This is a genomic window from Streptomyces sp. NPDC050508, from assembly GCF_040655155.1.
In the GTDB taxonomy this organism is placed as follows: Bacteria; Actinomycetota; Actinomycetes; order Streptomycetales; family Streptomycetaceae; genus Streptomyces.
Genome location: NZ_JBFAJJ010000008.1, coordinates 105240 through 118153 on the forward strand (window position 1 = coordinate 105240; position 12914 = coordinate 118153).

General features: G+C 71.1%; 11 protein-coding genes. 9 read left to right on the forward strand and 2 right to left on the reverse strand.

From position 1 onward, the window contains the following. Positions 1-30: 30 nt before the first annotated feature. The 6 genes from AB0I69_RS23535 (at position 31) to AB0I69_RS23560 (ending at position 5838) form a co-directional block, all read left to right on the forward strand. On the forward strand, positions 31-1590 hold the full coding sequence (locus AB0I69_RS23535) for a GMC oxidoreductase (RefSeq protein WP_363097615.1): 1560 nt from the start codon (positions 31-33) through the stop codon (positions 1588-1590). After that, entirely contained in the window at positions 1587-2198 is a 612-nt protein-coding gene (locus AB0I69_RS23540; RefSeq protein ID WP_363097616.1) for a nucleoside deaminase, read from the forward strand. Before AB0I69_RS23535 ends, AB0I69_RS23540 begins: the two co-directional genes overlap by 4 nt. Then, a complete protein-coding gene (locus tag AB0I69_RS23545; protein WP_363097617.1) occupies positions 2195-3121 on the forward strand; it encodes a sugar phosphate isomerase/epimerase in 927 nt (308 codons plus the stop codon). The genes AB0I69_RS23540 and AB0I69_RS23545 overlap by 4 nt, the downstream gene beginning before the upstream one ends. Positions 3122-3208: 87 nt before the next feature. Then, positions 3209-4453: an MFS transporter gene (locus tag AB0I69_RS23550; protein WP_363097618.1), complete on the forward strand. Its 1245-nt coding sequence runs from the start codon at positions 3209-3211 to the stop codon at positions 4451-4453. An 85-nt stretch (positions 4454-4538) separates the two neighbouring features. Beyond that, complete coding sequence (locus AB0I69_RS23555; protein ID WP_363097619.1) at positions 4539-4721, forward strand: antitoxin; 183 nt, start codon at positions 4539-4541, stop codon at positions 4719-4721. A gap of 154 nt (positions 4722-4875) precedes the next feature. Then, on the forward strand, positions 4876-5838 hold the full coding sequence (locus AB0I69_RS23560; RefSeq protein ID WP_363097620.1) for an MHYT domain-containing protein: 963 nt from the start codon (positions 4876-4878) through the stop codon (positions 5836-5838). 68 nt (positions 5839-5906) lie between these two features. On the opposite strand, the gene AB0I69_RS23565 is transcribed toward AB0I69_RS23560, so the two are convergent. Beyond that, positions 5907-8195, reverse strand: a complete 2289-nt coding sequence (locus AB0I69_RS23565) for a zinc-dependent metalloprotease (protein WP_363097621.1) — start codon at positions 8193-8195, stop codon at positions 5907-5909. An 88-nt stretch (positions 8196-8283) separates the two neighbouring features. Between AB0I69_RS23565 and AB0I69_RS23570 the strand changes: the two genes are divergently transcribed. After that, on the forward strand, positions 8284-9792 hold the full coding sequence (locus AB0I69_RS23570) for a metallophosphoesterase (protein WP_363097622.1): 1509 nt from the start codon (positions 8284-8286) through the stop codon (positions 9790-9792). A gap of 72 nt (positions 9793-9864) precedes the next feature. Beyond that, on the forward strand, positions 9865-10893 hold the full coding sequence (locus AB0I69_RS23575) for an LLM class flavin-dependent oxidoreductase (protein ID WP_363097623.1): 1029 nt from the start codon (positions 9865-9867) through the stop codon (positions 10891-10893). Positions 10894-10902: 9 nt separating this feature from the next. On the opposite strand, the gene AB0I69_RS23580 is transcribed toward AB0I69_RS23575, so the two are convergent. Then, a complete protein-coding gene (locus tag AB0I69_RS23580) occupies positions 10903-11883 on the reverse strand; it encodes a TauD/TfdA family dioxygenase (RefSeq protein WP_363097624.1) in 981 nt (326 codons plus the stop codon). A gap of 175 nt (positions 11884-12058) precedes the next feature. On the opposite strand from AB0I69_RS23580, the gene AB0I69_RS23585 reads away from it, so the two are divergent. Beyond that, positions 12059-12889: an aldo/keto reductase gene (locus tag AB0I69_RS23585; RefSeq protein WP_363097625.1), complete on the forward strand. Its 831-nt coding sequence runs from the start codon at positions 12059-12061 to the stop codon at positions 12887-12889. The last annotated feature ends 25 nt before the right edge of the window (positions 12890-12914 follow it).

The following is a 12914-nucleotide window of genomic DNA, read 5'->3' on the forward strand; positions in this document are numbered from 1 at the left end:
CCCCACACCACCCGACTTTGGAGTCTGCCTGTGACCCACACCCCGCACACCGACGTCCTCATCGTGGGCAGCGGCATCATGGGCTCCGGCGTGGCCCGGCTGCTGCGGGACAGCGATCCGGGGCTGGACATCACGATGGTCGACGGCGGCAGCGCGATCGGCAAGGCACCCGGCCTGCATCTGCACGACGTGGCCGACCCGGCCCTCTGGTCGCGGTACAACGAACGGGTCGACACCGGCATCCAGGGCATGTACACCGGCGCCGAGGTGGTGCGCGAGGTCGCGGAGAGCCTCGCCGGGCTGACACCCGGCATGTTCCACGCGCTGGCCTTCGGCGAGGACGCCGAGGCGATGCCCGCGACCGCGCTCGCCTGGAACGCGGGCGGCATGGGCGTGCACTGGACGGCCGCGACCCCGTGGCCCGCCGGACCCGAGGTGTTCGACTTCGGCGACCCGGCCCAGTGGGCGGCCGACCTGGACACCGCGCGTCGTCTGCTCGCCGTCACCCCCTCCCCCATCGGCCCGACCGAGGTCGGCCGGGCCGTACTCGACGTACTGCGCCGCCGCTACGACGCCACCGCACCGGACGACCGACGCCCGCAGCCGATGCCCATGGCCGTCACGGCGACGCCCTCGGGCCCCATGCCACGCACCGCGCCGGGGACGATCTTCCCGGCCATCGCCACGGGCGGCGACCCGGCGTTCACCCTGATGACGGGGACGCTCGCCACCCGGTTGCTCGTCACGGACGGCCGGGTCACCGGCGTCCGGCTGCGCCGCATCACCGACGGCTCGGAGACCGAAGTCCACGCGGACACCGTGGTCGTGTGCGCCGACGCGCTGCGCACCCCGCAACTGCTGTTCGCGTCGGGCATCCGCCCCGAGGCGCTGGGCCGGTATCTGAACGAGCACGCGTTCATCACCGCCCAAGTCCTCCTGGATCCCGACCGGTTCGGCATCGCCCTGGACGACCTGCCGCTCCCCCGCCCCGGCGAGTTCAGCACGGACTCGCTGTGGCTGCCGCAGAACGGTTCGGCGCAGCCGTTCCACGGTCAGATCATGAACCGGACGTACGTCGACGAGCACGGCCGCCCCCTCGCCCACGCCGTGGGCCTCTCGCTCCTCGTCCCTGTCGAGTCGCGCCCCGAACACCGGCTCGTCTTCTCGGAGTCGGAGACCGACCTCGCCGGACTGCCGTGCATCGGCGTCGAGTTCGCCTACTCCGAGGACGACCGCACGCTGATCGACCGGGGACTCGCCGAAGTCCGTTCACTGGCCGAGGAGTTCGGTGCGTTCGACCCCACGACCGAGCTCGCCCTGCTCCCGCCCGGCTCGTCGCTGCATCTGACCGGCACCGTCCGCTCGGGCACCGCCGACGACGGGACGAGCGTCTGCGACCCGGACGGCCGGGTCTGGGGCTTCGACAACCTGTACGTCGCCGGCAACGGCGTGATCCCCACCGCGATGGCCGCCAACGTGACTCTCACGGGCGCGGTGACGGCCGTTCGGGCCGCCCGAGCCGTCGCCACCCGAGCCGTCAGCACCCGCACCGCGTCGCTCGCCGCGCGCCGAGAGGAAGTCCGATCATGATCGCAATCGCCAGGGAATACCGGGTGGCGCTGCCCGCGTGGATCGACGACGAGTTGTCCGACGTGCCCGCCGTCGTCCCCGGCCGCGAGGACCGGATGCGCCTCGTGCACCGGCTCGCGGACCGCAACTGGCGGGAGGGCAACGGCGGTCCGTTCGCGGCTCTCGTCGCCGAGCGCGACACCGGCCGGATCGTCTCGGTCGGTGTGAACGTCGTCCTCGCCTCAGGAGTCTCCAGCGCACACGCCGAGGTCGTGGCGCTCGGTCTGGCCCAAACGGCGACCGGCGGCTGGGACTTGGGCGCCTCCGGCCTCCCGGCCCACGAACTGGTCGTCAACTGGCGCCCCTGCATCCAGTGTTACGGCGCCACCATGTGGTCCGGGGTGCGCGGACTGGTGGTCGCGGGCGAGGGCCCGGAACTGGAGGAGATCACCACGTTCGACGAGGGCCCGCTCGGCGCGGACTGGGCCGAGCAGTTCGAGGCGCGTGGCATCGAGGTCGTAGGGGACGTGCTCCGGGACGAGGCGCTGGCCGTGTTCCGGAACTACCGCAAGGCCGTCGACGGGGCCGACGGCATCGTCGTCTACAACGCCCGCGGAGGTACCGCGTGACCCGGCGCTTCGCCACCGACGTCGTCACCTTCTACCACCCGGAGTTCTGGGGCCTCCCCTCCGCGGACGCGGTACGCGACTGGGCGTCGGCGCACCCCGAGGACTTCTGGGGCCGGGTGATGGACGCACTGGCCGAGGCGGGTGTCACGGGCATCGAACTCACCTTCGCGCCGGGCGACATCGAGTCGGCCCTGCGGGCCTTCGGCAGCGCGCCGGCGTTCCGCCGCGCACTCGCGGCCCGGGGCCTGTCCGTCGTGAGCGCGTTCGTCGCCGGGAGCGACTGCCCCGACTGGCGGGTGGCCGGCAACCTGTCCGCGATCGTCGCCGACGCCGAGCGACGCGCGGCCTTCCTGGCCGACGTGGGGGCGGAACTCCTCGTCACGGGACTGCCCATGCGGACGACTTTCGGTTCGCAGCCGCCCTTCTTCGTCGACGCCGCGTACATGACGCGCATGGCCGACATCGCCCACGCGGTGGGCGAGGCCGTCTCCCGGCAGGGCGTGCGGCTCGCCTTCCACACGGAGTCCAACAGCACGCTCTGGTACGAGCGCGACATCGACCTCTTCATGGCTCTCACCGATCCGCGCTACGTCTGGCTGTGCCCCGACTCCTGCCACATCGCGCTCGGCGGCGGCGACCCGGTGGCCCTGGCCCGCCGTCACTCCCCACGCATCGCTCTGGCGCACTGGAAGGACGCGATCAGGCCCATCGACGTGGAACTCACCATCGACGAGACGGTCTTCGCCCGACAGCAGCCCTACATGACCGAACTGGGCACGGGCATCGTCGACTGGAAGGGCTGGGCCGACGCGATGTCCCGCACTCCGGGCGCGGACACGGTCCTCATCGAACTGGACGAGGCGGCCGATCCGGTCGCCGCGCTGCGGGCGGGGAGGGCGGTGGCTGCGGCGGTGCTCGCGTGATCGGCTTCCCGGCCACCGATGCGTCGCCGACCGGCCAAGTGGCCAACACCCCACGGCGCGACGGCACTTCCTTGATACGGTCCGATCATGGCGCGCCTGGTGGATGTCCCTGGGTACACACGTTTCTGGACCGCCTCCGCGGTCTCGGCATTCGGTTCGCAGATCTCAGGGCTGGCGCTCCAGATCCTCACCGCCGTCACGTTGAGCGCGTCCGCCACCGAGGTGGGTCTGGTCAACGCGGCCCGCTGGGCTCCCTATCTGCTCTTCGGCCTCGTCGCCGGGGTACTGGTGGATCGTTGCCGGCGCAAGCCGGTCATGGTGGCGATGGATTTCGGCAGGGCCGCCCTGCTCGGCGCGATCCCGCTGCTGTACGCCCTGGACCGGCTCGGCATCGCCACCCTGTGCGCGTGCGTCTTCGCCTTCGGCGTGCTGTGTCTGTTCTTCGACGCGGCGAACCACTCCTACGTGCCGCAGCTCGTCCCCAGGGAACTCCTCAACGCGGGCTACGCCCGGGTCGGGCAGGCCGACGCGGCGGCCGGGTCGACCGGGCCGCTGATCGCCGGAGTGCTGATCAGGCTGATCGGCGCGCCACTCGCCGTGCTGGTGGACGCCGTCAGCTATCTGGTGTCCGGCCTGCTGCTCACCTCGGTGCGGGCCCACGATCCCGTCCCCGACCGGGGCGCGCGGCGCAGTCTCCTCACCGAGCTGCGCGAGGGGGTGGCCTGGGTCTACCGTCACCGGATCCTGGCGTCCATCGCCCTGACCTCGCACCTGATGCTCCTCTTCAACACCGTCGTGAGCACTGTCTTCGTGGTCTTCGCGCTGCGTGAGCTGAAGATCGGGGACTTCGGTCTGGGCGTGACGTACGCCTGCGCGGGACTCGGCGGGGTACTCGGCGGCGCGTTCTCCGAACGGGTGGCGCGGAGGTTCGATGTCGGCGTCACCCTGATCGCCGGACGGGTGGTCGCCGCCGTCGGCTGGCTGCCACTGGTCCTCGCCCAGAGCGGGCCGTGGGCCCTGGTCTCGGTGTCGCTGGCCTTCTTCGTCGTCTCCTTGGCGATCTCGGTCGAGAGCCCCGTGGAGATGAGTTACCGCCAGGCGGTCACGCCCGACCGGCTGCGGGGCCGGATGAACGCCACGATCCGCTCGTTCAACTGGGGGATGGTGGCGGTCGGGGCACCGCTGGGCGGACTCCTCGCCGACCGGATCAGCTATCGGTTCGCCTTGTGGGTGGGCCTGTCAGGTGCGGTCCTTCAAGCACTCCTGCTCGCCGGGTCCCGCACACGGAAGGCCCGCGCCACCGATGACTTCGAGCCTCTCGTGCCTGCCTGACCCCGGCCATAAACCCACCGAAATGCGGCACACGGAAAGGCGGGGGATGCTGAGAGGGCCAACGCACGTCCGAAGGAGGACAGCCATGTCGATCATGGACAAGGTCAAGGGAATGCTGGGCCAGCACTCGGACAAGGCCAAGGAGGGCGTGGACCGGGCGGGAGACATGATCGACGAGCGCACGGGCGGCAAGCACGCCAAGCAGGTCGACATGGCGCAGGACAAGGCCAAGGACTTCATCGACCGCGAGAAGCCGCAACAGCCCTGACCGCTTCTGTCCCCGTATCGCCCGCGATACGCCCCAAGTAACGCCCTGAAAGCACAGAGTTAACCAACCACTGTTGTGGAAAGGTTGTGCGGCTGGGCCTCGATCCATACATACTCCCCCCACAAGAAGCCAGAACTCTGGGGGGAGTTGGCTCATGCAAGGCACGATCGACGGATTCCGCTACGGTGCGGTGACCCCGGTGGCGGCCTATCTGATGGCCTGCCTGGGCGGGGCTCTGGGACTGCGCTGCGTGGTGCGGTCCCTGCACAACAGACATTCGTGGAAGGCGGGTTGGCTCGCGCTCGGCGCGACGTCGATCGGCAGCGGCATCTGGACGATGCACTTCATCGCGATGATCGGCTTCCAGGTCGAGGAGACCCGGATCGGCTACGACGTAGGCCTCACGGTGCTGAGTCTGGCCGTGGCCATCGTCGTGGTCGCCATCGGCGTGTTCGCGGTGGGCTATCGCGGCGCGACCGCCGGCACGCTCTCCGCGGCCGGTGTCATCACCGGCCTCGGGGTCGCCGCGATGCACTATCTGGGCATGGCCGCCCTGCAGTTGAACGGCCGGATCGAATACCGGACCAGCACGGTCGCCCTCTCCGTGGTGATCGCGATCGTCGCCGCGACGGCGGCCCTGTGGGCGGCCGTCTCCATCCGGGGCTTCCTGGCGAGCCTGGGCGCCAGCCTCGTGATGGGCGTGGCGGTGTCCGGGATGCACTACACGGCCATGGCCGCCGTGAGCGTCCATCTGCACGGCACCGACGGGGCGTGGACGGGCGACTCGGCCACCTCGTTATTGCTTCCCATGCTCCTGGGGCCGATCGTCTTCCTGCTGCTGGCCGGGGTCGTCGTGATGTTCGACCCGCTGCTGGTGATGGGCGAAGGCAACTGGGACCGTTCCTTCACCCGGCACCCCGTCGGCCCCAAGACCGCAGCCAAGGTGCCGCCGCAGCACCCGGACTCCCTCTTCGACACATCGGACCGCCTGGTAGCCGGTCGCCAGAGCCGATACGAGAACCCGGCCGCCCCACCGGGCAGCCGCCGGACCACACGCCGGAGCCCCACCGCCCCGACACCCGGCCGCCGAACCCCGGAGCGGCCCGGGCAGTGGTGACCACCCGGCGCTCACCCTGACGCCGAGGTGCGAGAAGCGGCCGTACGACATCTGCAGCTACGGCGACCTCAGTTGGGCGCGCCCGGCGGCACCCGGGGCAGTGGATCGACCCGCACCGACCCGGCATCGGCGAGGAAGGCCCGGATCAACTCCCCTGCCTCACCGGCCTGTTCGTCGCCCTGGCACCGCAACTCCGCCGCGAGCCGCCGCACCGCGCCGCGCAACGACATGCGCACCGGCGCGTGGAGAGCGGTGTCGTCGAGCAGGGTCAGCAGATGGTTCAGGAGGGTCCAGTCCGCCGTGTGCTGTACGGCGGCCCCGCCGGGCAGCTCCGTGGGCACCGGGTCGGTTCGGCGCCAGGTCGCGGTGAGGAGCGCGTCGACGATGCCGGCTACTCCGGGCGCGGCGGGGTCGGCTGCGTGCTGCCAGGCCGCCCGGTTGAGCCGGGCCGGATCCAGCAGCTGCTGCGTGACCAGGGCGGTCGCGACCCGGACTGCTTCGAAGGGGTCGAAGAGCCGTCCGGCGCCCGTGTCGAGGTACTGATCCGTCCGGTCGTAGCGGATCGCGGGCGGGGTGAGGGTGTCCAACACCGCGTGCGGCAGGGCGAGTTGCTCGGCGCGCAGCAGCTCGGCCAGTCGGGTCAGCGCCGTGTGCTGGGTGACCGCGTCGACGGCCGGCGCGCCCCGGCCGTCCTCACCCGCGAGGCCGTACGCGTAACGCACCCCACCCACCAGCCGGGCCACGGCTGTCACCTCGTGCCGGTGCAGCAGGTGCAACTGGACGGCCCGTTCCTCCAGTTCGCCGGTCTGCCGGTCGGGCGGCAGCACCCCGCGGGAGAATCCGTCGAGTGCGATGCGGCGGACCCGCAGCATCGTCTCCAGTGCCTGGAGGGCGTCCGGCCCGCTCACCCAAGGCACGGCATCGGCGTGGGCGGCGTTCGGGCCCTGGGCGTCCTCGTCGGAGAGGTAGGTCAGGCCCGACTCGGCGGCCTCGCGGCGCAGTTCGGCGAGTGCGGTCTCCTCGTCCGCGTCGCCGAACCGGCCGTAGGCATGAGCGACCAGGAAGTGGTCCCAGGGCCCAAGTCCCGTGCCGTACGCGGCGGTCAGGTCGAGGGTGCCCTCCTCGGTGACTCGGATGCGCGCGTGCGGGTAGTCCATGACGGACGGCTCGGGGTGCTGCGTACCGGCGAAGTTGTGCATGAAGCCGAGGGCGTGGCCGATCTCGTGCGCGGCGAGTTGGCGCAGTCGGGCGAGCACCAACTCCTCGACGGCGGCGAGGCGTTCGGCCTCGTCCGGGTGGCCGTACGGTGCCAGGAGGGCCTCGCCGAGTGCGCGCACCTGCTCGACGCGCTGGGAGCCGAGCCGTACCCGGGCGTGCAGGATCTCGCCGGTGCGCGGGTCGGTCAGCCCCTGTCCGAGGGACCAGCCGCGGCCGGCCCGGTGCACCCAGACCACACCGTTGACGTCGGGGTCGTACGGGTCGAAGCCGTCGCCGCCGGGCTCGACCCGGTAGGCATCCGGCAGGCCGATCCGGGCGAAGGCCCGCTGCCACCAGTTCCCGCCCGCGACGACCGCCGAGCGGAAGGGTTCGGGGACGGCCGGGTCGACCTGGAAGACGATCGGGTCGCCACCGGGTTCCGCGCGGAAGCGGGGCTGGAACCTGACCTGGGTGCCCGCCCGGCCGACGAGGCCGTGGTCGGCGTAGCCGATGCCGTAGCCGCCCGAGGCGGGGTGGTAGCGCCGTACGGGCAGCGGAGACGCGGGCAGCCGCATCAGGTTCAGCTGCTGGACGACGGTGAGGGCACGCGGGTCGGCGGCGACGGCCCGGACCGCCTGGCCGCGGCCGGGGCCCCGGAAGGTGAGCAGCGCGGGCAGCCGGACGGCACCCGGCCCGGTGCGGCAGTCGGCGACGAGCGGGAGGCTCGCGGACTCGTCGATCGTGTAGTCGCCCTGCTCGTGCGCGTACAGATGCTCGGCCACCCGGTCGTGGTCGGCGAGGACGAGCCCGGTGGCGTCGACGACCGCCGCGCCGTTCTCCTCGCGCAGCACGGGCGCGCTCCACACCACGGACAGCGCGAACGACTCCTCCCCGGCCCGGACCGCGGCCTCGTCGCCGGACGTGAGGAAGTGCTTGTTGCGTACGGCGAACAGGACCCGGTCGCCGACCCGGCGGAACTCCGCCAGCCGCGCCTTGCCCGCCCTGCCCCGGTCCAGCCACAGGTCGCTGGAGCCCAGGCCCTGGGAGAGCGAGACGGTGAGGAGGAAGGGTTCGTCGAAGTGGCGGATGCCCAACAGCAGGCGGTCCGAACGGAGTTCGGGATCGGGGAGCAGGTCGAGGAAGTCGGCTTCGCCGGGCATACGGGGGCCTTTCGGTCGAGCATCGTCGAGTTGATGTTGCCAGGCCCCTGCCGCTCGCCCCGCCATGGCTCGTTGTTACGGTTCACCGGTGTCTGAATCTTCACGCGATACCCCCGAAGGCGCCGGTTGGGGCACCGCGGAACGCGGCGCGTACCAGCAGCTCATGCCGTCCCACGTCCAGAAGGTCTCGTGGCTCAGCCCGAAGACCCTGTGGGCCGCGCGCAACGGCGTGTTGGCCTCCTGGTTCGGGGATCCGACCGGCGACACCCGCGGCCGTTGGGTGGCGCAGCGCACGGCCGCCGGAGCAGCCGCCGACAAGGTGATCCGGCGCGACGATCCGGACACCTTCTCCTTCATGGTCATCGGCGACACGGGCGAGGGCGACGACCCCCAATACGCGGTCGTGCCGGGCTTTCTGAGGGCCAGTCAGGGAACGGACTTCGCCGTCATCGCCAGTGACGTCATCTATCCCGTCGGCACCGCGGACGACTACGAGACGAAGTTCTTCCGCCCGTACGAGGCCTATCCGGCGCCCATCTACGCGATACCCGGCAACCACGACTGGTACGAGGGCCTCGGCGGTTTCATGCGCGTCTTCTGCGACGACGCGCCCGCACTGCCCGCACCCCGGTCGAAGCCGCGCCCGCTGACGCGGGCCTGGTGGCGTTCGCTGCTGTGGCACCACCCCCGCCCGTCCGACGGCCAACACCTGGCCAAGGCACGGGAGTTGCGCTCCTCGCCGGTCCAACAGGCCGTCCAGCCGGGCCCGTACTGGGCGATCGACTCGGGACCGGTGCGGATCATCGGCATCGACACGGGCCTGTTGGGCACGATCGACGCCGAACAGGGCGCCTGGCTGCGTGAGGTGGCGAAGGGCCCCACGCCGAAGATCCTCATCACCGGTTCACCGCTGTACGTGGACGGCGAGCACCACCCCTGCGCCATCGAGGGCGGCGGCACGGTCGACGACATCGTCAGCGATCCCGCCCACCACTTCGTCGCCGCGATAGGTGGCGACATCCACAACTACCAGCGCTATCCGGTCCAGTTGGCGGACGGCCGCACGCTCCAGTACGTCGTCTCGGGCGGCGGCGGCGCGTTCATGCACGCCACCCACACCGTCCCGCGCGTCGACATCGCGCACGTGACCGAGCAGGACTTCCGCTGCTACCCGCTGCGCGGCGACTCCCTGGCCTTCTACAGCCGGCTGTACGGGCGCCGCCTGCACCTGCGCCGCTTCTTCACCCTCACCGAGGCCGAGGCGTCGGCCGTGATCTGCGAGCGCCTCGGCATCCCGCCGACCCGCACCCCGGGCCCGCCCGTCCGGATCACCCGGCGCGTCCGCCTGGTCGCGAGTCTGCTGGGCGCCGGGAGCCGTCCCGACCGCCGCTCGCGCTTCCGCCTCCCGGTGCGCAAGATCTACACCCAGCTCTTCTCGCCGAGCTCGGTGACGTACAGCCCGCCCTTCTTCAAGTGCTTCCTGCGGCTGGACGTCAGCCCGGAGGCGGTCCGCCTGCGCTGTTTCGCGGCCACCGGCAACCACGCCCAGGAGATCGACCCGCCGGTCGAGGACGAGATCACCATCCCGCTGAGCTGATCACACGCCCGCAACGTTCGCCTGCCACAATAGGGACAGAACAGAACTGACGTACGACCGCCGGAGGAGCCCGTGCCGCCCACCTCACGCCCGTTGCGGAAGCTGGGCTTCCTCACGATCGGCCTCTTCGACGAGGCCGATCCGCGCCGGGGCCACGAGTCGACGCTGGAGATCATCGAACTGGGCGAGCGGCTCGGCTTCGACAGTGCGTGGTTGCGCCACCGCCATCTCCAGTACGGCATCTCCTCCCCCGTCGCGGTCATGGCGGCGGCCTCGCAGCGTACGAGCCGTATCGAGCTGGGCACGGCGGTGATCCCGCTCGGCTGGGAGAACCCGCTGCGGCTGGCGGAGGACCTGGCGACCGTCGACATCCTGTCCGGGGGCCGCATCAACCCGGGCGTCAGCGTGGGCCCGCCGATGCACTTCGACCAGCTCAAGGAGGCGCTGTACCCCGACACTGCCGACGTCGAGGACTTCGGCTACGAGCGGGTGCGGCGGCTGCTGGACTTCGTACGCGGCAAGCCGGCCACCGACTTCAGCGGGGTCGAGGGCTTCGAGGTGTTCTCCGACCGGGTCCAGCCGCACTCCCCCGGTCTGGGCCGTCGCCTCTGGTACGGCGGCGGCAGCGCGGGCTCGGCGAAGTGGGCCGGTGAGCACGGTATGAACTTCCTGACGAGCAGTGTCGTCAAGGCCGAAGGGCCGGACGAGTCAAGGGACTTCGCGGAAATCCAGCTCTCCCACATCCGCACGTTCCGCGCCCACCACCCGGATGGGGAGTCGGCCCGCGTCTCCCAGGGGCTGGTGGTCATCCCGACCGACTCCGCGTCGCCCCAACAGCGGGCGAAGTACGAGGAGTTCGCCCGCAAGCGCACTCCCCGGACGACATCACCGCAGGGTCCGGCCCGGCTGATGTTCGCGCCGGACATCGTCGGCACCTCCGACGAGATCGCCGAACTCCTGGACGCGCACGTCGCGTTCAGGGAGATCGACGAGGTGGCGTTCGCGCTGCCGTTCACGTTCGAGCACGAGGACTACGTGCAGATCCTCACGGACATGGCGACGAAGCTGGGACCGGCGCTCGGCTGGCAGGCCTCGGCCTGACCGCACTCCTCACCAGCGTCCCGGCTCCGTGCCGACGATCGGCTCGGAGGGCTTGCCGTCCACGCCGACCGGTATGTCGCCGGTCAGCATGACCCGGTGCATGGTCCGGGGGAAGCCGAGCTGGGCGTTGTCGCTGGGGGCGAGGTGGATGGTGGCCCGGTTGTCCCAGAAGGCCACGCTGCCCGGCTCCCAGCGGAAGCGGACCGTGTACTCGGGCCGGGTCGCCTGTGCGAGGAGCATCTCCAGGATCGCGGCGCTCTCCGCGCGGGAGATGTCGGTGATCTGCTCCAGGTAGTAGCCGTTGACGTACAGCACCCGCTCACCGGTCTCGGGGTGCACTCGTACCAGTGGGTGCAGCGAGGCGACCTGGTGGTCCAGGAGGTGGCGGACGTACGCGTCGTCGCCGGGCCGCGGCTGGTAGCCGACGCCGAGCCGGTGCTCGGCCCGCAGCCCGTCCACGAACTCCCGTACCGGCTGCGAGAGTCCGGCGTATGCGGCGGCCAGGTTCGACCACGTGGTGTCGCCGCCGTACGGCGGGACGGTCTCCGCGCGCAGGATGGTCGCGGCGGGCGGGTCGACGCGGGCGCCGTGGTCGCAGTGCCAGCCGCGCAGGAGTGTGTGCCGGCGCCGTTCCAGCCACTCCTCGTGCTCCATGCCGAACCGGCCGCCCAACTCCAGCCGGTCGGCGGTCGTTTCGACCTCGGGGAAGCCGGACGGTGACGCACTGCCGCGCCGCCCGAGCACGACCGGTTGCCCGAAGCGGCGCGCGAAGGCGACATGCCCGGTGTGGTCGAGCCGTTGCCCGCGGAAGAACACGACCTTCCAGCGCAGCACCGCCGCGCGGATCGCGGCGACCACGGCGTCGTCGAGTGCACCGGCCAGGTCGACACCGGTGATCTCGGCCCCGATGTGCCCGGCGGCCGGCCGCACCTCCATGCCGTGCGCCCGCACCGTCTCGTCCGTCGTCGTTCCGCTGCTGTCCGTCGTCATGCCCGCTCCGTCGTCGTACGTGCCCGGCCGGTCGTCCGTACCAGGTCCTCCCTACCGGGTGGTACCCAGGTCGTACGGGTTCCAAGGAAGATCGTGTCAGCGATCCCCGTACAGGGCGACAGGGGTCCTGTTCGCCCATACTGGGTGTGCCGCACAGTCGAGGGAAGGTCCGCCCGTGGTCAGCATCCCGACGCACACGCTCAACGACGGAACGAAGATCCCCGCCATCGGCCTGGGCACCTGGCCGATGGACGACGCGACGGCCGAGGAGTCCGTCGCCGGTGCGTTGCGCATGGGCTATCGCCTGGTGGACACGGCGACGAACTACCGCAACGAGACGGGCGTCGGCCGTGGCATCGCCCGCAGCGGCGTGCCCCGCGACGAGATCCTCGTGACGACGAAGCTGCCGGGCCGCCACCATGGCTACGAGGAGACCCTCGCCTCCTTCGAGGAGTCCCGGGCGCGGCTCGGCGTGGAGTACGTGGACCTGTATCTGATCCACTGGCCGCTGCCCCGCGTCGACAAGTACGTCGACGCGTGGAAGGCGATGATCAAGCTCCGCGAGGATGGTCTCGTCCGGTCGATCGGCGTCTCGAACTTCACGCCCGGGCACATCGAGCGGCTGGAGAAGGAGACCGGCGTGCTGCCCTCCGTGAACCAGATCGAGCTGCATCCGCTGTTCCCGCAGGACGAACTGCGCGCCTTCGATACCGAGAAGGGCGTTCTCACCGAGAGCTGGAGTCCTCTCGGGCGCGGTTCCGAGCTGCTGAACGACCCCACCGTCGTGACGGTCGCCGAGGCCTTCGGCGTGACGCCCGCCCAGGTGGTGCTGCGCTGGCACACCCAGCTCGGGGCCGTCCCGATCCCCAAGTCGGCGGACCCCGACCGGCAGCGCGCGAACCTGGACATCTTCGGCTTCGAACTCGGCCCGGCCCAACTGGCCGCCCTCTCCGAGCACACTCCGAAGCGGCTGGGCGGGGACCCGGAGACGCACGAGGAATTCTGAGCGTCCCGGGGGTGGAAGTTGCGTG

Bases quoted from the DNA above. Each gene is read 5' to 3' on its own strand.
- AB0I69_RS23540 (WP_363097616.1), top strand. From the start codon at position 1,587: ATGATCGCAATCGCCAGGGAATACCGGGTGGCGCTGCCCGCGTGGATC.
- AB0I69_RS23550 (WP_363097618.1), top strand. From the start codon at position 3,209: ATGGCGCGCCTGGTGGATGTCCCTGGGTACACACGTTTCTGGACCGCC.
- AB0I69_RS23555 (WP_363097619.1), top strand. From the start codon at position 4,539: ATGTCGATCATGGACAAGGTCAAGGGAATGCTGGGCCAGCACTCGGAC.
- AB0I69_RS23560 (WP_363097620.1), top strand. From the start codon at position 4,876: ATGCAAGGCACGATCGACGGATTCCGCTACGGTGCGGTGACCCCGGTG.
- AB0I69_RS23565 (WP_363097621.1), bottom strand. From the start codon at position 8,195: ATGCCCGGCGAAGCCGACTTCCTCGACCTGCTCCCCGATCCCGAACTC.
- AB0I69_RS23580 (WP_363097624.1), bottom strand. From the start codon at position 11,883: ATGACGACGGACAGCAGCGGAACGACGACGGACGAGACGGTGCGGGCG.